Annotated in this window: 21 protein-coding genes and 1 tRNA gene; 11 read left to right on the top strand and 11 right to left on the bottom strand. The window is 67.2% G+C overall.

Going from position 1 to position 23,344, the window contains the following annotated elements:
• Position 1: 1 nt before the first annotated feature.
• From hpnK to G3545_RS15440, 5 genes are all read right to left on the bottom strand, one after another.
• Positions 2 to 826, bottom strand: coding sequence for a hopanoid biosynthesis-associated protein HpnK (gene hpnK / locus G3545_RS15460; protein WP_170014086.1), 825 nt, complete (start codon positions 824 to 826; stop codon positions 2 to 4).
• Complete coding sequence (gene hpnJ, locus G3545_RS15455) at positions 823 to 2,265, bottom strand: hopanoid biosynthesis associated radical SAM protein HpnJ (protein WP_206151457.1); 1,443 nt, start codon at positions 2,263 to 2,265, stop codon at positions 823 to 825. Before hpnJ ends, hpnK begins: the two co-directional genes overlap by 4 nt.
• 5 nt (positions 2,266 to 2,270) lie before the next feature.
• Positions 2,271 to 3,425 carry a bacteriohopanetetrol glucosamine biosynthesis glycosyltransferase HpnI gene (gene hpnI / locus G3545_RS15450; protein WP_246702899.1) on the bottom strand — a complete coding sequence of 385 codons (1,155 nt, stop codon included), beginning with the start codon at positions 3,423 to 3,425 and terminating at the stop codon, positions 2,271 to 2,273.
• Positions 3,426 to 3,607: 182 nt separating this feature from the next.
• Positions 3,608 to 3,684 (bottom strand) — tRNA-Arg (locus tag G3545_RS15445).
• 80 nt (positions 3,685 to 3,764) lie between these two features.
• On the bottom strand, positions 3,765 to 5,036 hold the full coding sequence (locus G3545_RS15440; protein ID WP_246702426.1) for a PA0069 family radical SAM protein: 1,272 nt from the start codon (positions 5,034 to 5,036) through the stop codon (positions 3,765 to 3,767).
• Positions 5,037 to 5,202: 166 nt separating this feature from the next.
• Between G3545_RS15440 and G3545_RS15435 the strand changes: the two genes are divergently transcribed.
• Complete coding sequence (locus tag G3545_RS15435) at positions 5,203 to 5,787, top strand: glycosyltransferase (protein WP_170014080.1); 585 nt, start codon at positions 5,203 to 5,205, stop codon at positions 5,785 to 5,787.
• A gap of 64 nt (positions 5,788 to 5,851) precedes the next feature.
• On the opposite strand, the gene moaB is transcribed toward G3545_RS15435, so the two are convergent.
• The 3 genes from moaB to G3545_RS15420 form a co-directional block, all read right to left on the bottom strand.
• The gene (gene moaB / locus G3545_RS15430; protein ID WP_170014078.1) at positions 5,852 to 6,412 is read right to left on the bottom strand and encodes a molybdenum cofactor biosynthesis protein B; all 561 of its coding nucleotides are present in this window, start codon (positions 6,410 to 6,412) and stop codon (positions 5,852 to 5,854) included.
• Between the two features lie 16 nt (positions 6,413 to 6,428).
• Positions 6,429 to 7,331 carry a neutral zinc metallopeptidase gene (locus G3545_RS15425; RefSeq protein WP_170014076.1) on the bottom strand — a complete coding sequence of 301 codons (903 nt, stop codon included), beginning with the start codon at positions 7,329 to 7,331 and terminating at the stop codon, positions 6,429 to 6,431.
• A 116-nt stretch (positions 7,332 to 7,447) separates the two neighbouring features.
• Complete coding sequence (locus G3545_RS15420; RefSeq protein WP_170014074.1) at positions 7,448 to 8,722, bottom strand: adenylate/guanylate cyclase domain-containing protein; 1,275 nt, start codon at positions 8,720 to 8,722, stop codon at positions 7,448 to 7,450.
• 153 nt (positions 8,723 to 8,875) lie between these two features.
• Here G3545_RS15420 and G3545_RS15415 point away from each other — a divergent pair, with 153 nt between their 5' ends.
• Both G3545_RS15415 and G3545_RS15410 read left to right on the top strand, forming a co-directional pair.
• Entirely contained in the window at positions 8,876 to 9,163 is a 288-nt protein-coding gene (locus G3545_RS15415) for a hypothetical protein (protein WP_170014072.1), read from the top strand.
• A 110-nt stretch (positions 9,164 to 9,273) separates the two neighbouring features.
• Complete coding sequence (locus tag G3545_RS15410) at positions 9,274 to 9,969, top strand: Crp/Fnr family transcriptional regulator (protein ID WP_170014070.1); 696 nt, start codon at positions 9,274 to 9,276, stop codon at positions 9,967 to 9,969.
• A gap of 72 nt (positions 9,970 to 10,041) precedes the next feature.
• On the opposite strand, the gene G3545_RS15405 is transcribed toward G3545_RS15410, so the two are convergent.
• Together G3545_RS15405 and G3545_RS15400 are read right to left on the bottom strand one after the other, a co-directional pair.
• A complete protein-coding gene (locus G3545_RS15405; RefSeq protein WP_170014068.1) occupies positions 10,042 to 10,677 on the bottom strand; it encodes an alpha/beta hydrolase in 636 nt (211 codons plus the stop codon).
• A 78-nt stretch (positions 10,678 to 10,755) separates the two neighbouring features.
• Positions 10,756 to 11,688 carry a ring-cleaving dioxygenase gene (locus G3545_RS15400; RefSeq protein WP_170014066.1) on the bottom strand — a complete coding sequence of 311 codons (933 nt, stop codon included), beginning with the start codon at positions 11,686 to 11,688 and terminating at the stop codon, positions 10,756 to 10,758.
• 160 nt (positions 11,689 to 11,848) lie between these two features.
• Here G3545_RS15400 and G3545_RS15395 point away from each other — a divergent pair, with 160 nt between their 5' ends.
• Positions 11,849 to 12,796 carry a LysR family transcriptional regulator gene (locus tag G3545_RS15395; RefSeq protein ID WP_170014064.1) on the top strand — a complete coding sequence of 316 codons (948 nt, stop codon included), beginning with the start codon at positions 11,849 to 11,851 and terminating at the stop codon, positions 12,794 to 12,796.
• 126 nt (positions 12,797 to 12,922) lie between these two features.
• Here G3545_RS15395 and G3545_RS15390 read toward each other — a convergent pair whose 3' ends face one another.
• Positions 12,923 to 13,387, bottom strand: a complete 465-nt coding sequence (locus G3545_RS15390; protein WP_170014062.1) for a MarR family transcriptional regulator — start codon at positions 13,385 to 13,387, stop codon at positions 12,923 to 12,925.
• A gap of 271 nt (positions 13,388 to 13,658) precedes the next feature.
• Between G3545_RS15390 and kdpF the strand changes: the two genes are divergently transcribed.
• From kdpF to G3545_RS15355, 7 genes are all read left to right on the top strand, one after another.
• Complete coding sequence (gene kdpF / locus G3545_RS15385; RefSeq protein ID WP_206151258.1) at positions 13,659 to 13,775, top strand: K(+)-transporting ATPase subunit F; 117 nt, start codon at positions 13,659 to 13,661, stop codon at positions 13,773 to 13,775.
• Between the two features lie 39 nt (positions 13,776 to 13,814).
• Positions 13,815 to 15,524: a potassium-transporting ATPase subunit KdpA gene (kdpA, locus tag G3545_RS15380; RefSeq protein WP_170014060.1), complete on the top strand. Its 1,710-nt coding sequence runs from the start codon at positions 13,815 to 13,817 to the stop codon at positions 15,522 to 15,524.
• 24 nt (positions 15,525 to 15,548) lie between these two features.
• Positions 15,549 to 17,618, top strand: a complete 2,070-nt coding sequence (kdpB, locus tag G3545_RS15375) for a potassium-transporting ATPase subunit KdpB (protein WP_170014058.1) — start codon at positions 15,549 to 15,551, stop codon at positions 17,616 to 17,618.
• 10 nt (positions 17,619 to 17,628) lie between these two features.
• Positions 17,629 to 18,243: a potassium-transporting ATPase subunit KdpC gene (gene kdpC, locus G3545_RS15370; RefSeq protein ID WP_170014056.1), complete on the top strand. Its 615-nt coding sequence runs from the start codon at positions 17,629 to 17,631 to the stop codon at positions 18,241 to 18,243.
• Between the two features lie 216 nt (positions 18,244 to 18,459).
• Positions 18,460 to 21,144: a sensor histidine kinase KdpD gene (locus G3545_RS15365; protein ID WP_170014054.1), complete on the top strand. Its 2,685-nt coding sequence runs from the start codon at positions 18,460 to 18,462 to the stop codon at positions 21,142 to 21,144.
• A 3-nt stretch (positions 21,145 to 21,147) separates the two neighbouring features.
• Positions 21,148 to 21,831, top strand: a complete 684-nt coding sequence (locus G3545_RS15360) for a response regulator (RefSeq protein ID WP_170014052.1) — start codon at positions 21,148 to 21,150, stop codon at positions 21,829 to 21,831.
• Between the two features lie 475 nt (positions 21,832 to 22,306).
• Positions 22,307 to 23,305 carry a sugar-binding transcriptional regulator gene (locus tag G3545_RS15355; RefSeq protein WP_170014050.1) on the top strand — a complete coding sequence of 333 codons (999 nt, stop codon included), beginning with the start codon at positions 22,307 to 22,309 and terminating at the stop codon, positions 23,303 to 23,305.
• The last annotated feature ends 39 nt before the right edge of the window (positions 23,306 to 23,344 follow it).

The following is a 23,344-nucleotide window of genomic DNA, read 5'->3' as shown; positions in this document are numbered from 1 at the left end:
GTCACGCGTGCGCCCCGACAAAATCCGCAAAGCAGCCGAGCCGCACGCCCCTCGCCGAAAGCGCCGCGCGCGTGGCGGGCGCGACCAGCGCGTCGAGTTCGGCCCGGTAGCGATAGCCCGGGGCATGGCCCGGCCAATCGTCTCGCGTCGCGGGGTGCAGGTAGAGCTCGTTGAGGCCCGGCGAAAGCCCTGCGACCGCGCGTTCGGTACGCACTGTGTCCATATGGCCACTATTGGCGAGGCCGAATACCGTTTCGGGTGCCATCAGGCCGGCCCGCGCGGCGCGGCGGCGCAGCCGGCGGGCGAAAGCCACCGCCAGCCCGGCCGATCCCCACGGCCGTCCCGGCTCGATCGGAGCGCGGATCGCGCGGGCGCCGTAGCGGCGCGCCGCATCGATCACCATCCGGCCGATCACCGGATGGACGTGGAAATGCTTGTGCGAATTGACGTGGTCGAGCGGCAGGCCGGTCGCCGCGAAGGCGGCGAACTGCGCGTCGATCTCGTGCGCGAGCTGGCGCCGGGCGCGCGGGCTCAAGGCGAAGCGCAGCCCCGCCAGTGCCATATTGCCGTGGAATTCGCCACTGGCATCGACCAGTTCGGGCACCTCGTCGGGCGGCAGCACCGGCCGGCCCTCGACCAGCACCACGTGCAGGCCCACGCCGAGACCCGGCAGCCCCCGCGCGCGGTCAACCGCGTCGCCGGCGGCCTTGCCCGCCACCATCAGGCTTGCCGCCGTCAGCACGCCTTCGCGATACGCCGTCTCGACCGCTTCGTTGACTGCCAGATCCGCGCCGAAATCGTCGGCCGTGACGACCAGCTCGATCAAGCGGCTTCCTTCCGCTGGCGCAGGAAGTCGAAGAACTCCACGCCCTCGCGCAGGCGCCGCTTCATCATGTCCCAGTCGCGCAGCATCTCGCCGACGATCGCCCCGATCTTGCGTGGGCGGAAGTAGAAGCGCTTGTAGAACTCCTCGACCTTGTCGAAGATCACCGGCGCCGGCAGATGCGGATAGCTGAGCTGGGCGATCTGGGTACCGCCGTCGGTCAGAAGATGGTCGGTGCCGTCGAACCAGCTGTTCTCCACCGCCTGCTTGTAGAGGAAGGTGCCTGGATAGGGCGCGGCTAGGCTCACCTGGATGGTGTGCGGGTTGATCTCGATGGCGAAGCGGATGGTCTCCTCGATCGTTTCCAGCGTCTCGCCCGGCAGGCCCAGGATGAAGGTGCCGTGGATGACGATGCCGAGCTCGTGGCAGTCCTTGGTGAACTGGCGCGCGACATCGACGCGCAGGCCCTTCTTGATGTTGATCAGGATCTTCTGGTTGCCGCTCTCATAGCCGACGAGGAGCAGCCTCAGGCCGTTCTCGCGCAGCACCTTGAGCGTCGCGTGGGGCACGTTGGCCTTGGCGTTGCAGCTCCAGGAAACGCCGAAGCCCGGCTTGCCGAAGCCGATCTCACCAAGCGCGCGAGCGAGCTCTTCCACGCGGGGCAGATTGTCGGTCAGCGTGTCGTCGTCGAAGAAGATCTCCTTCACGCTGGGCATTTCGCGCAGGACGTATTTCACTTCCTCGATGACATGGGGGATCGAGCGCGTGCGGTAATTGTGCCCTCCCACTGTCTGCGGCCAGAGGCAGAAGGTGCAGCGGCTCTTGCAGCCGCGCCCGGTGTAGAAGCTCACATAAGGGTGCTTCAGATACCCGCCGAAATATTTCTCGATGGTCAGGTCGCGCTTGTAGATCGGCGCCACGAACGGCAGCAGGTCCATGTTCTCGACGACGGCGCGGTCCTTGTTGTGGATGATGGTGCCGTCGGCCGCCCGATAGCTGATGCCGTCGACCTCGGTGAGTGGCATGCCGTTGGCGACGTCGACGATGGTGAAGTCGAACTCGTTGCGGCAGACGAAGTCCACCGAACGCGCAGCAAGCAGCGACTTCTCGGCTTCCACCGCCACCTTGGCGCCGATCATGCCGATCAGCGCCTTGGGATTGCGTTCGCGGATCAGGTCCGCGGTATGGGAATCCTGGCGGAAGCTCGGTGTCGAGGTGTGGAGGATGACCAGTTCCTTGTCGTCCACCTCGTGCTTGATGTCGTCCCAGCCGAGATCATGGGCCGGCGCATCGATCAGCCGGGAGCCCTCGACCATCGCCGCAGGCTGGGCGAGCCAGGTCGGATACCAGAAGGAGCGCACTTCGCGCTTCATCTGGTAGCGCGCACCCGCACCGCCGTCATAGCCATCGAATGAGGGCGCCTGGAGAAAGAGCGAGCGCATCATCGTCATATATCCTCTGGACCCGAGATCCGGCCCTTGCGTCCAAGCTTAATGCCCGCGCCGCGCCAATCAACCGATCGGGCGACGAAGGCAACCACGAACATAGCGAAGGAAAGCAGATCACGCATTGGAATCAATAAAATCGGGGCAAAACGGTAACCGGCGGGGCGTCCCGCAACGTCAAGGCGCGCCGTCGCGAGCGCCACGCTCGCGCGTGCCGCGAGTGCCAGCACGGTGGCGCCCGCGGCAAGCATGCCGCCGCCCGCGGCCCAGCCGATGAGCGCGAGCGGCAGCGGATGGAGGATGATGCTGCCGGTATAGCCTGCCGGGTCGATCCCCAGAATGGTGGCGTTCCAGCGCAATTCCTGGCGGACCACATGGGTGAGGCTCGTCTCGGCGCAGGCGTGGGTCAGGACCATCGCCGGCACCACCACCGTCCGCCCGGTGGCGCGGACGGCCTCGCCCAACGCATAGTCATCTGCCAGCGTGTCGGCGAAGCGGATGAAGCCGCCGATCTCGGCCAGGGTGTCGCGACGCAGCGCGATGGTCGAGCCCATGGATGGCTTCCCGAGCCCCGTCGCCAGCGCGATCATCGTGGCGGGCACGAAATGGGTATCGATGCCGGCCGCGACCAATCGCGACCAGTAGCCGGCATCGCCGCGCCCCACATAGAGGCAGCTCACCGCGCCGGTGCCGGGCTGGTCGAGCACGCCGACGAGCCGTGCGACATAGTCTGGCGGCACCACCATGTCGCTGTCGGCCAGCACCAGCACGTCATGGCGCGCTTCGGCCATGATGTTGATGAGGTTCGAGACCTTGGCATTGGCGCCCCAGCGCCGGGAATTGACGATAAGCCGAAGCTCGGCAGCGGGAAAGCTCGCGCGCAGCGATTCGACCGCCGCAACGGCGGGATCGTCGGCGCGGGCTACCCCGCAGAGCATCTCGATGCGGCCTGGATAGTTCTGCGCAACCGCCGTCGCGAGATTGTCAGCCAGGAGCGGCTCGGCACCGTGAAGCGGCTTGAGCAGGCTGACGGTCGGCACGTCGCGGGCGCCATGTGGATCGACGGCCGCGGCGCGGCGACGAATGAGCCAGGCTGCCCAGGACAGCAGGGCCGATCCGATCAGCGAAAGGAGGAGTGGCAGCGACGCGACGACCATGGACAAGACAAGTGTGATCCACTTGGGCTGACGAGCCAATAGCGCCTTGGTCACACGGGAACGACTGCCAGTGGACTTGCGCGCAATACAAGCGAGCCTGCGTCGCGTTTTCGTTGTGTGGGACGGCTCTGGGGGGAAGGACCTGATCGGGCTGTATTATAGCTACAAGCTATTGAAATGATTGGCGCACCCGGCACGATTCGAACGTGCGACCTTTGCCTTCGGAGGGCAACGCTCTATCCAGCTGAGCTACGGGTGCGTGGCAATGGGCCTCAAGCGAGAGCCTTGATAATCGAACCGCAGGCCAGCGGCAACCGTCCCGATCCATCATCGTTCCGATCATCGCTCCTCGCCGAACAGCGATAATTGCTCGCCCGGCCTCGGCGGGCGGCGGAAATGGCGGTTGGTCAGGCGCAGATGGCGCTTGTTGAGGCCGAGCCGCTCCGCCGCGATCTCGAAACGCCGCGCCACGGTCCAGGCATAGGGGCCGGAGCCGCTCATGCGCTGGCCGAAGGTCGAATCATACTCCTTGCCGCCATGCATCTCCTTCACCAGCGACAGCACATGGCGGTAGCGGTCGGGGAAATGCGTCAGCAGCCACTCCTTGAACAGGTCGAGGATCTCCAGCGGCAGCCGGATCATCACATAGCCGGCCTCGGTCGCGCCTGCCGCCGCCGCGGTGTCGAGGATGCGCTCCAGCTCGGCATCGTTGATCGCCGGGATCATCGGGGCCGCCAGCACGGCGGTGGGCACGCCGGCCTCGCTGAGGCGGCGTATGGTCTCGATGCGGCGCATCGGCGTCGCCGCCCGCGGCTCCATGATACGCGCCAGCTTGTGGTCGAGCGTGGTGACGGAGAGCGCGACCTTGGCGAGCCCGCGCTCGGCCATCGGCCCAAGTATGTCGAGGTCGCGCAGCACCAGCGCCGATTTCGTCACGATGCCCACCGGATGGCCGAAATCGCGCAGCACTTCCAATATGCGTCGGGTCAGCCGCCATTCGCGCTCGATCGGCTGATAGCCGTCGGTGTTGATGCCGAGCGCGATGGTACGCGGCTCATAGCCGGGCTTGGACAATTCCTTGGCGAGCAATTCCGGCGCGTCGGGCTTGGCGAACAGCTTGGTCTCGAAATCGAGCCCTGCGGAGTAGCCCTGATAGGCGTGGGTCGGGCGCGCGAAGCAATAGACGCAGCCATGCTCGCAGCCGCGATAGGGATTGATCGAGCGGTCGAAGCCGACATCCGGCGAGTTGTTGCGATTGATGATGGTGCGCGGCTTCTCCACCGTGACGCTGGTCTGGAATACCGGTAATTCGTCGAGGCTCTCCCAGCCATCGTCGAACGCTTCGCGCGCATGCGGCTCGAAGCGGCCGGCGGCGTTGGAGACCGCGCCACGCCCGCGCCGGCGCTCGCCGTCCACCCCCGGCGCCGGCCCGTCTGCTACCCCGATATCGGAGATGCCGGTAAGGTCGCGCGCGGCCGCAGCGCGCTCCTGCTCCTGCTTGAGGCGGCGCTCTTCGCGGAGTCGGCCGACGATGCGCTCCGGCTTGCGCGGCGGCTGGGGCGCCTGAGCCTTCGCGGCGCGGCCGGGAGCGGATGGCGGTGTCTGTTCCATGGCGGAGTCATAGCGCAGCAATGAGAACATAACAAGAACATAGGCAAGTGAGTGCAGCTTTCGCTATGCGCCGCGATAACGCATGCTATAGGCAGGACAAGGGTTTGAAGCGGCTTCGGACGAGAGTCGAAGCGTTACTTCGGCGGGTCAGGGGCAGGCAAGACGCGTGATTTCGGTCGTCATACCCACGCAGGAAACGGAGCGCCTGCTGATCCCGGCGCTGGCGGCGCTGGTGCCGGGCGCGGCGGCTGGCGTGGTGCGCGAGGTACTGCTGGTGGATGGCGGCAGCAACGGCGCGGTCGAGGAGATCGCCGATGCCGCCGGCTGCGAATATCTGCGCGGGCCGGCTGACAGCGGCGCCCGCCTGCGCCAGGGCGCTGAGGCGGCGCGGGGTCCCTGGCTGTTGTTCCTCGAGCCCTGCGGGCTGCTGCAGGAAGGCTGGGCGCGCGAAGTCCGCAACTTTACCGACCAGGCCGAGCGCAATGGCAGCACCGAGCACCGTGCCGCCACCTTTCGCCTCGCGCTGGATGGTTTCGGCGTCGCTCCGCGCCTCAAGGAAGCCGCCGCCGTGGCGCGCCACGCGCTCACCGGGCGCCCTCGGCCGGAGCAGGGGCTGCTGATCCATCGGCGTTTTTACGAGGCGTTGGGCGGGTACGGCTCCGGCGCTCGTTCCGCCCGCAAGCTATTGGCACGGATCGGTCGCGGGCGGCTGGTGCTGCTGCGCTCGCAGATGCTGCTGCCGGAAGACTGAGACTCCCGAACGCCGATGCGCCCTTTGGGCCGCGGCCGGGATTACGCCAATGGAGATGGTGCTCCTAAACCGTCGCGCCCTTGGCCTTGGCGCGCTTCAGGTGCTCGTCGAGGCGCGGCAGGATCTCGACGAAATTGCACGGCTTGTGCCGCACATCGAGCTGGTGGACGAGGATCTCGTCCCAGGCGTCGCGGCAGGCGCCGGGGGAGCCCGGCAGGCAGAACACGTAGGTGGCGTTGGCGACGCCGGCCGTGGCCCGGCTCTGCAGCGTCGAGGTGCCGATCTTCTGGAACGACACCATGTGGAACACTGTCGAGAAGCCTTCCATGCGCTTCTCGAACAGCGGCTCCACCGCTTCCGGGGTCACGTCGCGGCCGGTAAAGCCGGTGCCGCCGGTGGTGATCACGACATCGATCGCCTTTTCGGCGATCCACGCCTCGACCCGCTCGCGGATCGCCGGCACATCGTCCGGCACGATGGCACGGTCCGCGAGCGTGTGGCCCGCGGCCGCGATCCGCTCCGCCAGCGTGGTGCCGGAGCGGTCGTCCGCGAGGGTGCGGGTGTCGGAGACGGTGAGCACCGCGATGTTCAGCGGCACGAAAGGCTTGTCGGGGGCGTCGGTCATGCGTTGCAGATAAGCGTCAGATGGCGCCCTGGAAAGTGTTGCACTGATTCATGTCGCCGCCCTTCAGCCCGCGCGTGAACCATTGGGTGCGCTGCGCCGACGTGCCATGGGTGAAGCTGTCCGGCACCACATAGCCCTGCGCCTGCTTCTGCAGCCGGTCGTCGCCGATCGCCGAGGCGGCATTCAACGCTTCCTGCACGTCGCCCTCCTCGAGGATCTTCCACTGCGTATTGGCGTGATTGGCCCACACGCCGGCAAGGCAGTCGGCCATCAACTCGACGCGCACCGAGAGCTCGTTCGCTTCGGCCTTGGAGACCTGGCGCTGGCGCTCCTGCACCTTCGGCAGCAGCCCCATCTCGTTCTCGACATGGTGGCCGACCTCATGCGCGATCACATAGGCCGCGGCGAAGTCGCCGGGGGCGTTGAAGCGGGTCTTCATCTCCTGGAAGAAGGAGAGGTCGAGATAGACCTTCTGGTCGAGCGGGCAATAGAACGGCCCCATCGCCGACTGCGCCGAGCCGCAGGCCGAGCGCGTGAAGCCGGAGAACAGCACCATGCCGGGCTTGTCGTAGGTCTTGCCCATCTGCTTGAAGATCGGCGTCCACACGTCTTCGGTCTGGGCCAGCACGGTGGCGGCGAACTTGCCGAGCTGGTCGGACGGGGCACCCTTCTGGCCGGCGGGAGCGGTGGTCTGCTGGGTCTGGCTGGAGCTGCCGCCGCCGAACAGGATCTCCGCTCCGCCCATCAGCAGCGCCGGATTGATGCCGGTCGCCCAGGCGATGAGGCCGACGACGATGATGCCGCCAATGCCGAGCCCGCCGCGGCGCATGCCTCCGCCGCCGCCACCGAACCCGCCCGAGCCGCCGTCGCCCCGGCGATCCTCGACATTGTCGCTCCGCCGGAAGTCTTCCCACTTCATCGCCGCCTCCAATACGCGCGCCGCCGACGCCCAGGCCGATTATATTGTGATCGGGGCGTGTTGTCCCGATAACGTCGGTGTTTGCCTAATTGTGCCATGTCCCGGCAACGTGACGATCAAATGACCAAATTGCCGGAGAGGAAGGCCGTCTCGACGATGCCGAGCCCCTTCATGTCGATACCGCCCCGCATCTGGTAGGCGAAGGCTTCGCCGGCCAGCGCGCGAAACGCCGGCGTCACCTGGATGCGCCCGGCCTCGCCATAGCCCTCCATCCGGGCCGCGGTGTTCACCGCGTCGCCCCATACATCATAGGAAAACCGCGTCTCGCCGATGACGCCCGCGGTGGCTGGCCCGGCATGGATGCCGATGCGCAAGGCGAGACGCGTGCCGCCGAGCGGCGGCAGCCGCGTCGCCTCGTCGAGGAGCGCGAGCGCGAACCGCGCCGTCGCCGCGGCGCCGGCCTCGGCGCCCCCGTCGAGCCCGCCCACCGCCATGTAGCTGTCGCCGATGGTCTTGATCTTCTCGACGCCGTGCCGCTCGGCGAGTTCGTCGAAGCGGCGCACCACGGCGTCGAGGAAGGCCACCACCTCTTCCGGCGGCAGGTTCCGTGCCGCGCTGGTGAAGCCCGCGAGATCGGCGAACAACACGCTGAGATTGTCGATGCGATCTGCGATGCGGTTCGCCCCCGCCTTCAGCCGCGCCGCAACGGCGTGGGGCATCAGCGCCGTCAGCAGCGCCTCGGAGCGGGCATGCTCCGCCTCGCGGCCGGCCTCCGCCTGCCTGAGCGAGCTCAGCGCATAGAAGATCAGCAGCGCATTGATGGCGATGGTGTTGAGCATGGCGTGCGAGGACAGCAGGCGGTGCAGCGGGTCGTCCTCGCCGAGCAGCATTCCGTGCTCGGGCGCCAGCACCACGGTGACACCCAGCACCAGCGCGACGAGGATGAACCAGCCAAGGAACAGCCGCCAGCGCTCGACGCCGAACATGAACAGCATGGCGCCGGCAAGGGTGAGATACACATGCAGTGCGCTCTCGGTGCCGAGCATCCAGACGACATAGGTGTTGCCGGCGAGGATGAGCAGCACCAGGCAGAAGGCGCCGACATCCGGCCCGAAGCGGTGCAGCAGCGGCACCATCAGCGTCGCGATGACGAAGGCTGCATTGTAGAACTGCACCGGCATCAGGCTCGCCGGGCCGTTCATGGCATTGATCACGAGGTGCGAACCGGCATTGGCCGCCGCGGCATAGGCGCCGAGATTGGTGAAGCGCTGGCGGCGCACCACCTGCGGATCGTCGCTGACGATGCCGCATGAGGTGATGCGCTCCAGCCAGCCGGGCATCGCGAAGCCGGGTCGCTCCGCTGCCCGCATCAGGTCGCGCAGACGCGCCATGCTGCCTCGCCTTCATCCACGTCGTGCGCTTGTTAAGGGGAATTTGGCGGATGCGCAAAAGCGTGATCGCCATCACATCGGCAGCAAACTGGATTCCCTAAGGTTGGATCATCACGAAACAAGTTGTTTCGGATCTCAATCAGGACGATCACCATGTCGAACACCCAGTCGAGCAAGGTTCGCAAGATTCTCTCCGCTGCCGTCGCCGTTGTCGCGCTCAGTGGTGCGATGGTCATTACTTCCGGCGAAGCCTTCGCCGGTGGCAAGCACGGTCATGGCGGCCATCACGGCCATCGCGGCCACGGCTTTTATGGCAGCCACTTCAAGAATTTCTATTATGACGACTACTACGCCTATAATGGCCCGCAGTGCTACTATGTGAAGAAGTGGTATGGCGGCTACAAGCGGGTCATCAAGGTGTGCGACCGGCCCTATTTCTGAGATCACGCACATGTCGGCCACGTGCCCGTCCGAATCTCCGTTCGGACGGGTTTCGTGTCTGAGCCAGCCTTTGCTAACGTCGCCGCCCCGAAACCTTCTGGGATTCGCCCATGCCGGGCCCGGCGGCTCTGCCCGACAATCTGTTCGCTGCGTTGCCCAAGGCGCTCTCCGAGGCGCTGCTGGCGCATGCCCGCCCGGTCGAATTGCAGGCCGAGCAGACGCTGTTCGTCGCCGGGGATGCGGGCGACGGCTGCTACAGCATCGAGAGCGGTTTGTTGAAAGTCTCGGTGGTCTCCGCCGCCGGAAATGAGCGCATCCTTGCCATATTGGGTGCAGGCGCGCTGGTCGGTGAGCTGTCGCTGCTCGATGGCAGGCCACGCTCGGCCACCGTCACCGCATTGCGCCCGAGCCGGCTCGGCTTCATCGGTCGCGGCGCCTTCGATGCCGTGCTGGAAGACGACCCCGAGCTCTGGCGCGAGGTCGCCTTCATGCTGGCGATTCGCCTGCGCGAATCCAATCTGGCGCTGGCCGCGACCAGCTTCCTGCCACTGCAGGGCCGCGTCGCGCGGGCGCTGCTCGCTCTGGCCGATGCGTTCGGCGAGAAGCTGGCACATCCCCCGGGCGCCGGGCGCGTGCTGGTGCGGCAGAAGGTGACGCAGTCCGACCTCGCCGCCATGGCCGGCATCGCGCGTGAGAATGTCAGCCGCATCCTGAATGGCTGGCAGCGTGACGAAGTGGTCAGCCGCATCTCCGGCTATTACTGCCTGGAGAAGCCCGCGGCGCTGGCCGCGCTGACCAAGGATTAGGCCTTCCAGCCATCGTCATCCCGGTCGGCCTTGCGGCCGTCCGGGATGACGACGTTCTTGGGGAAGGGCGTATCAGGCCGCCTCGGCCCTCAGCTCCGCCAGGAACTGCCGCGCCAGATTGGCGTCGGCCTGCGACAGGCCGTGGCCCGCCGGCAGCACGCGGTGCTCGACCGTCGCGCCGGCAGCGGAGAGCTGCGCCGCCAGCCGGCGGGCATTTTCCTCCGGCACGATCGGGTCGGCGACGCCGGACAGCAGCAGCACCGGCGTGCCGGGGATGCTCGCCGCGGGAGGATCGGTCAGTGGCACCATGGCGCGCAGCAGCACCGCGCCCGAAAGCGTCTCGGGACGCCGCAGCAGCATGGCCGCGGCGATATTGGCGCCGTTGGAGAAACCGACCGCGACCGGCGCCTTGAGCCCATGGACGGCACGCGCCTCCTCGACGAAATCGGCGAGCTCATCGGCGCGCCGGCGCACGTCTTCCTCGTCGAACACGCCTTCGCGCAGCCGGCGAAAGAAGCGCGGCATGCCGCCTTCCAGCACCTTGCCGCGCGGCGACAGCAATGCCGAACCCGGCGCGATCATCTGTCCGAGGCCGATCAGGTCGTTCTCGTCGCCGCCGGTGCCGTGCAGCAGCAGGAGCGGGGGGCGGCCGGTGTCGGTCGCCGGCTCGAAGCGATGGATGAAGGACAGCGACGTGTTGGTGGCCATGGGACCTCCTCCGGACCCAGCGGGTCCGTAACTCGAACATGAGGGAAAGCCCCTCCCGGTGAGGGGAGGGGCGCAATGTCAGGCGACTTCGGGCAGCACCGCTTCGATCTGTGCGCGGCGGCCTTCGAGGAAGGACGGCAGCTTCAACGCCTCGCCGAGGCTCGCCACCGGCTCGTCCGCGGCAAAGCCGGGGATGTCGGTCGCGATCTCGAACAGCACGTGGCCGGGTTCACGGAAATAGACGGAGCGGAAATAGTTCCGATCCTTCTGCTCCGTGGTGCGGATGCCGTGGTTCTGGATGAGCTTCCTCGCCATCTCGGCCTCGGCCGCATCGTCCGCGGCACGGAAGGCGATGTGGTGCACCGAGCCGCCGCCCATGCGGGCCGGCAGGAAGCCGCCGGCAGCGTGGATGTCGACGATGCCGCCGATAGCCGTGCCTTCGACCTTGTAGCGCACCAGCGTTCCATCGCGCCCAAGCTCGGTGAAGCCGAGCACGTCGGTCAGGATGGCGCCGGTGGGCTCCGCGTCCGCCAGCAGCAGGTTCACGCTGTGGAAGCCGCGAATGGCGTGCTCGGCCGGGATGTCGCCGTTCGACCACGCCGGCTCATTGGCGATGCCGGGCACCGCGACCAACGCAAGGCGCATGCCGTGCGGATCCTTGAAGGAAAGCACGGTCTCGCCGAAGCGCTTCACCGGCGCCTGGTGGGCGACGCCCTTGTCCACGAAGCGATGCGTCCAGTAGCCGATGGCGCCTTCCGGCACCCGGAACACGGTTTCCTGGGTCTCGCCGATGCCGAGCCGGCCCGGCGCCACATGGTCCCACGGGAAGAAGGTGAGGATGGTGCCGGGCGCGCCGGTCTCGTCGCCATAATAGAGGTGATAGGTGCCGGGATCGTCGAAATTGACGGTCTTCTTCACCAGCCGCAGGCCGAGGGTCTGGGTGTAGAACTCGACATTGCGGCGCGCATTGCCGGCAATCGCGGTGACGTGGTGGATGCCATGGTGGTTCATTATTCAGCCCTCCGCTTTGGGCGGCTTGAACGCCCGGTGTGGCCTTTCAAATAAGCCAACTCTGAAGACATTCCATCAAAGTTCGATTGCATTGACGCAATGACGGAAGTGCCCTTATATCGGCACCGACGGCAGGTTGACCGATGCAGCGGAGTGGATGATGGCGGAGCCTTTCAAGAACCTCGCCTGGGATGATTTCCGGCTCATCAAGGCCGTGGCGGACGCGCGTGGCCTGCCTGCCGCGGCGGCTCAGATCGGCGTCAATCATTCCACCGTGTTCCGCCGGCTGAAGCAGATCGAGGACACGCTCGGCAATGCGTTGTTCGAGCGCCACCGCACCGGCTACGCGCTCACCCCCGCCGGCGAGGAGATGGTGGCGCTGGCCAACCGGCTCGACGACGAGATCACCGCGGTCGGGCGCAAGCTGGCCGGGCGCGAGCCGACGCCGGCGGGCGAACTGCGCGTCACCACCAATGACTCACTGCTGATCCATCTGCTGATGCCGCTGCTCGCCGGCTTCCGCGAGCGCTACCCCGAAGTGCGGCTTGATGTGGTGCTGACCAACCAGGCGCTGAACCTCTCGAAGCGCGACGCCGACGTCGCCATCCGCGCCACCGACCAGCCCCCGGAGAATCTCGTGGGACGCCGCGCCGCGCGCATCGCCTGGGCGCTCTATGGCCGCGCCATCGACTTTCCCGAGCCCGGCGACGTCGACCAGGAGGAACTCAAGACCCGCAACTGGGTCTCGCTCGGCGACAACCTCGCCCAGCTGAAAGCGGTGAAGTTCGTGCAGGAGAATGTCGCGCCGGAGCGCATCGCCTACAAGATCAACACCGTGCTGGGGCTCGCCGAGGCGGTGGAGGTCGGGCTCGGCATCGGCCATCTGCCGTGCCTGATCGGGGATTCCCGGCCGACTCTGGTGCGCCTTGCCCCGCCCGATCCGGCCTACGCCGCTGATCTGTGGCTGCTCACTCACCCGGACCTGCGCCACGCCCCACGGGTGCGCGCCTTCCTCGATTATCTCGCCGTGGAGTTCGGCAAGCTGCGTCGCTTCATCGAGGGCAATCCCCCCGAGCCGGTGGTGGAAGCCGTCGCGGCGGAGGTTTAATCACTCGAGTCAGTCGTCATCCTGGACGCGCCGAAGGCGCGAGCCGGGATCGCGTGAAAGTTCGGCGCGCGATCCCGGCTCTCCGCTTCGCTACGGCCGGGATGACATCTGTGATGGGACCGGAATCTAAGCCTTCGCCTTCGCCAGCAGCGCGTCGCGCAGGCTGGTGATGTCGCCGGTCAGCTTCTCGATGCGCGCGCGGTCGTGCTCGAAGCAGATGCCGACCTCGTTGGGAATCGAGCGCGCCTTCTCGCGCAGTGCCTTGCCCTTGTCGGTGAGGTGCACCAGCACCTGGCGCTCGTCCGCCTTGCAGCGCGTGCGCAGCACCAGGCCGGCGGCTTCCATGCGCTTCAAGAGCGGCGTCACCGTATTGGTCTCGAGCAGGATCCGCTCGCCGATCTGCCCGACCGTCAGCCCATCCTCACGCCACAGCGTCACCATCGTGACATACTGCGGATAGGTCAGGCCCAGTTCGTCGAGGATCGGCTTGTACAGCCGGTTGAAGGCGTGATTGGCCGAATAGACCGCGAAACACAGCAAATTGCTGAGCTTGAGGCCTTCCAGATGGGGGGAAATCTCACTCTCGGACATGATGGGGACCGCGCGGAACCGCAAGCGTCAATTTGGATCGTGCGCGACCTAATCACAAGGGCGTTCCTGCAATAACCAACGCGTGACAGGGCGAAATCGTAAGGCTCCGGCGCCTCTTTATGCTTCCCTTATGCCAGCCTACGGCATTCCGGATCGAACCCTTATCGGGCCGCGCTTAACTGCTGCGACAACCCCAGAAGGAGGGCCTGTTCCATGATGGACATCATTTATATCGTCGTCGGCGTCGGCTTCTTCGTGCTGATGGCCTCCTATGCGCGCTTTACGGCGAAGGGGTGAGGCCATGCTCGACCTTGTCCTTGGTGCCGTCGTCTCGCTCGGCCTCGCCGGCTATCTCGTGATCGCACTGCTGCGGCCCGAGAAGTTCTGACGCACGCCGCTCCAGTCATCTCCAGAGAAGAAACCCGCCATGACCGCAATCGGCTGGCTACAGATAGCCATCATCCTAGCGCTCGTGCTCCTCGCCGCGGTGCCGCTCGGCGCCTTTATGGCCCGCCTCTATGCGGGCGAGCGCACATTCCTCACCCCTGTCCTCGGGCCGATCGAACGCCTGCTCTACCGCGTCTGCGGGGTCGACGAGACCAAGGAGCAGAGCGCGCTCGGCTACACGCTCGGCATGCTCGCCTTCAGCGCCGCCGGCTTCGCCCTGCTCTATGCCATGCTGCGCCTGCAAGGCGTGCTGCCGTGGAACCCGCTCGGCTTTGCCGGCCTCACGCCGGATCTCGCCTTCAACACCGCGGCGAGCTTCGTCAGCAACACCAACTGGCAGTCCTATGGTGGCGAGACCACCATGAGCCTGTTCAGCCAGATGGCCGGGCTCACGGTGCAGAATTTCGTCTCCGGCGCGACCGGCCTCGCTCTGGCCGTGGCGCTGGTGCGGGCATTCTCGCGCTCCGGCGCGGCGACGGTCGGCAATTTCTTCGTCGATCTGACGCGTTCCACGCTCTATGTGCTGCTGCCGCTGGCGATCATCACCGCGCTGGTCCAGGTGTGGATGGGCGTGCCGCAGACCATGGACGCCGCGACCGCCGTGACCACGGTGGAAGGCGCGCAGCAGACCATCGCGCTCGGCCCGGTCGCCTCCCAGATGGCGATCAAGCAGCTCGGTACCAATGGCGGCGGCTTCTTCAACGTCAATGCCGCGCACCCCTTCGAGAACCCGACCGCACTCTCCAATGCCCTTGAGATCTGGCAAATGCTGGTGATCTCCGTGGCGCTCGTCTTCGCCTTTGGCCGCCTGATCGGCGACAAGCGGCAGGCGCGCGCGCTGATCACCGTCATAGCCCTCATCCTCGTGGCCGGCATCGGCATCTGCTATTGGGCCGAGGCCGCCGGCACGCCGATCCTGCATGCCGCCGGCATCGATCCCACCGGCGGCAATATGGAAGGCAAGGAGGTCCGCTTCGGCCTCGCCGCGTCTTCCCTGTTCGCGGCGGTCACCACCGGCGTGTCGGACGGCGCCGTGAACGCCATGCACGGCTCCTTCACCCCGATCGGTGGACTGGTGCCGCTGTTCCTGATGCATCTCGGCGAGATCCTGCCGGGCGGCACCGGTTCGGGCCTCTATGGCCTGCTGGTCATGGCCATCATTGCGGTGTTCGTCGCCGGGCTGATGGTGGGCCGCACCCCGGAATATCTCGGCAAGAAGATCGAGGCCAAGGAGGTGAAGATGGCGGTGCTCGCCGTGCTGATCCTGCCGATCACCATTCTCGGCTTCTCCGCGGTCGCCGCCGTACTTCCGGTCGCGCTCGCCGGTCTCGGCAATGCCGGGCCGCACGGGATGTCCGAGATCCTCTATGCCTATACTTCGGGCGCCGCAAACAACGGCTCGGCCTTCGGTGGGCTCTCTGCCAACAGTCCGTGGTGGAACACCACGCTCGGGCTGGCCATGCTGCTCGGCCGCTTCACCTACATTGTCCCGATGATGGCAATCGCAGGCTCGCTGTCGGCCAAGACCCGGCTGACCGCCTCGTCCGGCACCTTCCCGACCCATGGGCTGCTGTTTGTCGGCCTGATGGTCGGCGTCATCCTCATCCTCGGCGGTCTCCAGTTCTTCCCCGCGCTCGCCCTCGGCCCGATCGCCGAACAGGTGCAGATGCTGGCCGGCAAGACCTTCTGATCATCGCCGTATCGGAGAAAACCAATGTCCACCAAATCCCTGGCGGCGAAATCAGGCTCCGCCTTCGCCTCGCCCGAATTGATCGTGCGGGCGGTGCGCGACGCCTTCGTCAAGCTCAACCCCGTAGCCCTGATGCGCAACCCGGTGATCTTCGTCACCGAGGTGGTGGCGGCGCTCGTCACCGTGCTGTTCGTGCGTGACTTCCTCGCCGGCAACCCGCTGTCCTTCACCGGCCAGATCATGGCCTGGCTGTGGTTCACCGTGCTGTTCGCCAACTTTGCCGAGGCCATCGCCGAAGGGCGGGGCCGCGCGCAGGCCGACACGCTGCGCAAGGCGCGCACCGATACCGTGGCCCGTCGCATGCGCGATCCCAAGGACCGCATGCGGCTCGAAAAGGTCTCGGCGCTGGACCTCAAGGTCGGCGACCTTGTCTTCGTCCAGGCCGGTGACCTGATCCCCGGTGACGGCGAGATCGTCGAGGGCATCGCCTCGGTCAACGAGGCCGCCATCACCGGCGAGAGTGCGCCCGTCATCCGCGAGAGCGGCGGTGACCGCTCGGCGGTGACCGGCGGCACCACCGTCATCTCCGACTGGCTCGTCGTGCGCATCACCGCGGCGGCCGGTTCCTCCTTCCTCGACCGCATGATCGCGCTGGTCGAGGGCGCCGAGCGGCAGAAGACGCCGAACGAGATCGCGCTCTCCATCCTGCTGGTCGGCATGACGCTGATCTTCCTGATCACCGTGGTCTCGCTGGCCGGCCTCGGCCGCTATTCGGCGGCCGAAGTGCCGGTGCCGATCCTGGTCGCGCTGCTCGTCACCTTGATCCCGACCACGATCGGCGGCCTGCTCTCCGCCATCGGCATTGCCGGCATGGATCGGCTGATCCGTCATAACGTGCTGGCCATGTCGGGCCGCGCCGTGGAGGCGGCGGGCGACGTCGACACGCTGCTGCTCGACAAGACCGGCACCATCACCTTCGGCAACCGCATGGCCACCGAGATCCTCCCGGTGCCCGGCGTGAGCGAGCAGGAGGCCGCGACGATCGCGGTGCTGGCGAGCCTCGCCGACGACACCGCGGAAGGCCGCTCCATCCTGACGCTGGCCCGCGAGAAGTTCGGCGTCAGCATCCCCCAGGAGGCGCCGGAAGGGGCCAGCTTCATCCCCTTCTCGGCCACGACCCGGCTGTCCGGCGTCGATATCGGCGAGCGGCGCATCCGCAAGGGCGCCATCGATGCGGTGAAGCGCTTCGTCATGAGCGTCACCGATCGCGCCGCGCCGGAGATCCCGGTCTTCAGCGCCGCGGTGGAGCGCATCTCGCGCTCGGGCGGCACGCCGCTCGGCCTGGTCGAGAATGACCGGCTGCTCGGCGTCATCCACCTCAAGGACGTGGTGAAGCCGGACATCAAGGAGCGCTTCGCCGAATTGCGCCGCATGGGCATCCGCACCGTGATGGTCACCGGCGACAACCCGATCACCGCCGCGGCCATCGCCTCCGAAGCCGGCGTCGACGATTTCATCGCCGAGGCCACGCCGCAGGACAAGCTGGCTTACATCCGCAACGAGCAGCGCCAGGGTCGGCTGGTGGCGATGTGCGGCGACGGCACCAATGACGCGCCCGCACTGGCGCAGGCCGATGTCGGCGTCGCCATGCAGACCGGCACCCAGGCCGCCCGCGAGGCCGGCAACATGGTCGATCTCGACAGTGATCCGACCAAGCTCATCGAGATCGTCGGCATCGGCAAGCAATTGCTGATGACGCGCGGCGCGCTGACCACCTTCTCCATCGCCAACGACGTGGCGAAGTACTTCGCCATCATCCCGGCGCTGTTCATCACCGCGATCCCGGAACTGGGCCTGTTGAACGTGATGGGCCTGCACTCGCCGCAGAGCGCGATCCTCTCCGCGGTGATCTTCAACGCGCTGATCATCATCGCGCTGATCCCGCTCGCCTTGCGCGGCGTCGAATACAAGGCTCGCGAGGCCGGCTCCGTGCTCGCTCGCAACCTGCTCATCTACGGCGTCGGCGGCATCATCCTGCCGTTCGTCGGCATCAAGCTCATTGACCTCGTCGTCGCCGCCGTCGGCCTTGCGTGAGGATAGGACCATGCTCGAATTTCTTCGCCCGGCGATCGGAATGATCGTGCTCTTCACGCTGATCACCGGCATCGCCTACCCGCTCGCCATGACCGAGGTGGCGGAAGCCATCTTCCCGGCCCAGGCGCGCGGCAGCCTCATCGAGCGCGACGGCAAGCCCGTCGGCTCCGAACTGATCGGCCAGAACTTCGCCAAGGACGAATACTTCCGCCCTCGGCCTTCGGCGGCGGGGACCGGCTATGATGCCTCGGCCTCGTCCGGCACCAATCTCGGTCCGACCAGCGCCAAGCTGGCCGACCGCCTGAAGGCGGATAGCGACGCCATGCGCGCCAGCGGCATCGCCAACCCGCTGCCGGCGGACGCCATCACCACCTCGGGCAGCGGCCTCGACCCGCACATCTCGCCGGCCTATGCGCTGGCGCAGGTACCGCGCGTCGCCAAGGCCCGCGGCGTCGACGAGGCGCTTGTCCGCAATCTCGTGACGGCGCACATAGAAGGACGCCAGCTCGGTGTCTTTGGTGATCCGCGCGTCAATGTGCTCGAACTCAATCTCGCGCTCGACATCGCCGTCCGGCCGACCGGTACCCCGCCGGCCGGAGGGGCGAACAGCACGCCGAGCTCCTGAGAGACTGACCAATGACTTCCCTCTCCCCAATGGGGAGAGGTGGTCCGCGAAGCGGGTCGGTGAGGGGGGACACGATTGCGGAGCGGCGAAGACCCCTCACCCCAACCCTCTCCCCAATGGGGAGAGGGAGAAGAAAGCCGTGCCGCCCGCTTGTTTCGATCATGGGTCAGGCATTGACCACATGCGCTTGAAGCGCCGTTCCATGCGGGCCGCGGCATGAGCTCAGACGAGACGCCGCGTGCCTCGCCGGACGCCCTGCTTGCAGCGGCGGAACGGGAGTCGCGCGGCAAGCTGCGTATCTTCCTCGGCGCCGCCCCCGGCGTCGGCAAGACGTTCTCGATGCTCTCCGCCGCCCGTGTCGCCAAGGCGGCCGGCCGAGACGTCGTGGTCGGCATCGTCGAGACCCATGGCCGCGCCGAGACCGAGGCGCTGGTGCAGGGCCTCGATGTCCTGCCCCGCACCGGCATTGCCTATCGTGGCCGGCTGGTGCCGGAATTCGATCTCGAGGCCGCGCTGGCCCGCCATCCCGGCCTGCTGCTGGTCGACGAATACGCCCATTCCAACATCGACGGCAGCCGCCATCCCAAGCGCTGGCAGGACGTGCAGGAATTGCTCGCCGCCGGCATCGATGTCTGGACCACGCTCAATATCCAGCATGTCGAGAGCCTGAACGACGTCGTGCAGCGCATCACCGGGGTGCGGGTGCGCGAGACGGTGCCGGACACGGCGCTGCAGAAGGCCGACGAGATCATCCTGGTCGACCTGCCGTCCGACGAGCTGATCAAGCGCCTTGCCGACGGCAAGGTCTATGTCGAGGACACCGCGACCCGCGCGGTGGAGAGCTTCTTCAAGCCGAGCAACCTCACCGCGCTGCGCGAGCTCGCCTTGCGACGCGTCGCCGCCCGGGTCGACAGCGACCTGCTGGAGCGCATGCAGGGCTCGGCGATCGAAGGGCCGTGGGCCGCCGGCGAGCGCCTGCTGGTCTGCGTCGGTCCGGATGTCGCCGCCGAGCGCGTGGTGCGCGAGGCGAAGCGCTTGGCGGACCTGCTCGATGCCTCCTGGTTCGCGGTGACGGTGGAGCGCCCCGGCCGCACCTTTTCCGCCGCCGACCGGGCGCGGCTGGAGGCCGGCATGCGGCTCGCCTCCAGCCTCGGGGCGGAGACCCATTCGCTGGTCGCCTCCGACATTGCCGCTGAGCTGCTGCGCTTCGCCCGTTTCGAGAACATCACCCAGATCGTCGTCGGCAAGGCGCGTCCCCGCCGTTTGCACTTCTGGCCGCGGCACACGCTGGTGGATGCGCTGGTGAAGGCGGCGAGCGGCGTCGCGGTCCATGTCGTCACCGCCGAGGCGCCGGACACCGGCCGGCGCGGGACCTGGCGCCTGCCATCCCCCGGGCCCATCACCGGCTATGTCGCCGGGGCGCTCTGCGTCGCGCTGGCGACCATCACCGGTCTTGGCCTGACCGAATTCATCGCCTTGCCGAACGTCTCGATGCTCTATCTGCTGGCGGTGCTGGTACCGGCGATCGGCTATGGGGTCTGGCCGGCGATCTCCGCCTCGGTGCTGTCCTTCCTCGCCTATAATTTCTTCTTCATCGAGCCGGTCGACACCTTCACCGTGGCGCGCCCGCACGAATTGCTGGCGCTGGTCATTTTCCTCGGTGTCGCGGTGCTGATCTCGACCATTGCCGGCCGGGCACGTGAGCAGGCCCGAGCGGCGGCGCAGCGGGTGCGGGCGACGCGCCGGCTCTACGAGTTCACCCGCAAGCTCTCGGCGCTGCCGGATGGCGCCTCGGTCGCCGAGGCCGCGGCGGTCGAGCTGCACGCCGCGCTCGGCCGCGCCAGCGTGATCCTGCTCGCCAATGGCGGCGATATCGCCATCGCCAGCGCGTGGCCGCCGGAGGACCGGCTGGATACCGCCTCGATGACCGCCGCGCGCTGGACCTTCGACCACGGCGACCCGGCCGGTGCCGGCACCGCCACGCTGCCCAGCGCGCCCTGGTATTTCCTGCCGCTTGCCGGCCCGGCCGCGGATCGACGCATCGGCGTCATCGGTATCGAACGCCCGCCGTCGCTGCCGCCGGACGCCGAAAGCGACACCTTGCTGGCGACGCTCGCTGAGCAGACCGCTGCGGCGCTGGTGCGCACCAATCTCTCGCTCGAAGTCACCAATGCCCGCACCGCGGCCGAGACCGAGCGGGTGCGCAACATATTGCTCGCCTCCATCAGCCATGATTTCCGCACCCCGCTCGCTTCCATCCTCGGCGCGGCGACCAGCTTGATCGACTATGGGAACGAGATCCCCGAGGCGCAGCGCGGCGACCTGCTGGTGCATGTGCGCGAAGAGGCCGAGCATCTCGACCAGATGGTGCGCAATCTGCTCTCCATGACCCGGCTGGAGGCCGGAGCGCTCGACATGCGCAAGGACTGGATCGACGTGGTCGAACTGATGAACCGCACCGTGGCGGCGGCCCGCAAGCGCGGCGCGCCGCAGAAGTTCGTGGTCACCGCTGCGCCCGAGCTGCCCTTGATCGAGGCCGACCAGAGCCTGCTCGACCAGGCGCTGGCCAATGTGGTCGGCAATGCGGTGCGCTATGCCGGCACCGATGCCCGCATCGGCCTGTCGGCGACGGTGATCGACGGCCAGATGGTGATCGCGGTGACCGACGACGGACCTGGTATTCCGGCCGAGACGCTCCCGCACGTCTTCGAGAAGTTCGTGCGCGCGGCGCGAAACGGCGGCACCGAGGGCGGCTCCGGCCTCGGCCTCGCCATCACCAAGGGCATTGTGGAAGCCCATGGCGGCGCCGTGTCTGCGCGAAGCCCGGCACCCGGCCAGCGCAGCGGCACCCGCGTCGCCTTGCGGCTGCCCATTGCGCCGGCGCCGGCGGGGGAGGAGTAGGCGATGCATCCGGTCCGCGTCCTCGTCGTCGATGACGAGCCCGCCATCCACCGCTTCATGGGCCCGGCGCTGGCCGCGAACGGCTATGAGAGCCTGCGCGCCGAGACCGGCACCGAGGCATTGGCGATGGTGGTCAATCGCCGCCCGGACATCGTGGTGCTTGATCTCGGCCTGCCGGACATGGACGGCAAGGAGGTGCTCCGGCGCCTGCGCGAATGGTCGGACGTGCCGGTGGTGGTGCTCTCCGCGCGTGATCGCGAAGCCGAGAAGATCGAGGCACTGGACCTTGGCGCCGACGATTTCGTCAACAAGCCGTTCGGTATCGGCGAACTGATGGCGCGGCTGCGCGCGGCGCTGCGCCACCGCATGCAGGAAAAGGGCGAGACCCCGGTGCTGCGCATCGGCGATGTCGAGATCGACATTCCCCGCCACCGCGTCGCCCGTGCCGGCGAGGAGATCAAGCTGACGCCGAAGGAGTTCGACCTCATCGCCTTCCTCGCCCGCCATGCCGGCAAGGTGGTCACCCACCGCCAGATATTGAAGGAGGTGTGGGGGCCGGCGCATGAGCACGACACGCAATATCTGCGCGTCTATGTCGGCCAGCTCCGCGCCAAGCTGGAGCTCGATCCCGCGAACCCGACCCTCGTGATCACCGAGCCCGGCGTTGGTTATCGGACCGGGGAGTGAAGGCGCCATAGCGACCTCATCCTGAGAGCCTGACCGAAAACTCCAATTGGCCCTCATCCCCGGGCTTGACCCGGGGATCCAGCCCCTCCGCCTGCACCCGGCCGAAGTCTGGATCCCCGGGTCAAGCCCGGGGATGAGGGTGGAAGGAGGCTCTTTCAACGGATACGTCGAATTTCGGGTCAGGCTCTGAGGTGCTCGCGTAGCGAGCCTCGAAGGAGGTTCAAGCAATGCAACCGCCATCGGAGACGGAGCGGCCAAGCTCCCTCTCCCCGACGGGGAGAGGGTTGGGGTGAGGGGCCTACGGCTCCGCAACCACGTCGCCCCTCACCGACCCGCTTCGCGGGCCACCTCTCACCAATGGGGAGAGGGAAGTCTGGTCGTTCGGTGTGGCCGGGCGCATGCGCCGCACCCCGGTACGGTTTGAACGAAGGCCGGTATTTTCTATACGATCGCCGTTTCGCGGGCGGGGAGGATCATGTCGGAGCGCGCCATCAAGACCGCCGGTACCATGGACGATGTGTCTGCCGGGCGCCGCTCCGCGCGGCTGCGGCTGCGCGCGGCCTGGATGTACTATGTCGAGGGCATGACGCAGAGCGCCATCGCCGAGGCGCTCGACATCGGCCGCGTCACCGTGGTGCGCCTGCTCGCCGACGCCCGTGCCATGAATGAGGTGAAGATCTCGCTCAGCCGCGAGATCGCCGAATTGCCGCGTCTCGAAATGGCGCTGCAGAAGACCTTCGGCATACGCGAAGCCGTCGTCGCACCATTCTCCGGCGTCGGCGGCGATCCGACCGCGGCGATCGGCGCCGCGACCGGGCAATTCATCTCGCAGCTCATCGCCTCCGACATGAAGATCGGCTTCGGCTGGGGCCGCACGCTGATGCGCGCGCTCGGCTTCATCGACGAGAAGGCGGTGGCGAACCTCTCGGTGATCTCGCTGCTCGGCGGTATCACCAAGGCCAAGCAGTACAACCCCTCCGAATTCGCCTGGCAACTCGCCCGCATGTTCCAGGCCGACTGCCACCTGATCGCCGCCCCGGCGCTGGTCGACAGCGTCGAGACCAAGCAGGCGCTGATCGAGCGCTGCGGGCTCGGCACCGTCTATGCGCTGGCGCAGGAGATGGACGCCGTGGTGATGACCGTCGGCGAGATGGCCGCCTCCAGCACCGCGTGGCGCTTCGGCTTCTTCACCGAGGCCGACTGGAGCTCGCTGATCGCGGCCGGCGCGGTCGGCGACGTGCTCTATAATTTCCACGATATCGAGGGCCGCCTGGTCGACCACCCGATCAACAGCAGGGTGATGTCGATCCCGATGGAGACGATGCAGGCGACGCCGGAGCGCATCCTTACCTCCGGCGGGCCGGAAAAGACCCAGGCGATCATCGGTGCGCTGCGCCTGCTCAAGCCCACCGTCTTCATCACGGATGAGCTTACCGCGGCTGTGGTACTGGCGGCAGTCGGCGCCGAATTCTGATCCGTTCTTCTCTAGAACCCTTTGATGTCAGCGCAATGT

Origin of the sequence: Starkeya sp. ORNL1 (genome assembly GCF_012971745.1) — a bacterium.
Taxonomy (GTDB): domain Bacteria; phylum Pseudomonadota; class Alphaproteobacteria; order Rhizobiales; family Xanthobacteraceae; genus Ancylobacter.
This window is presented reverse-complemented; position numbering and strand designations above follow the sequence as displayed.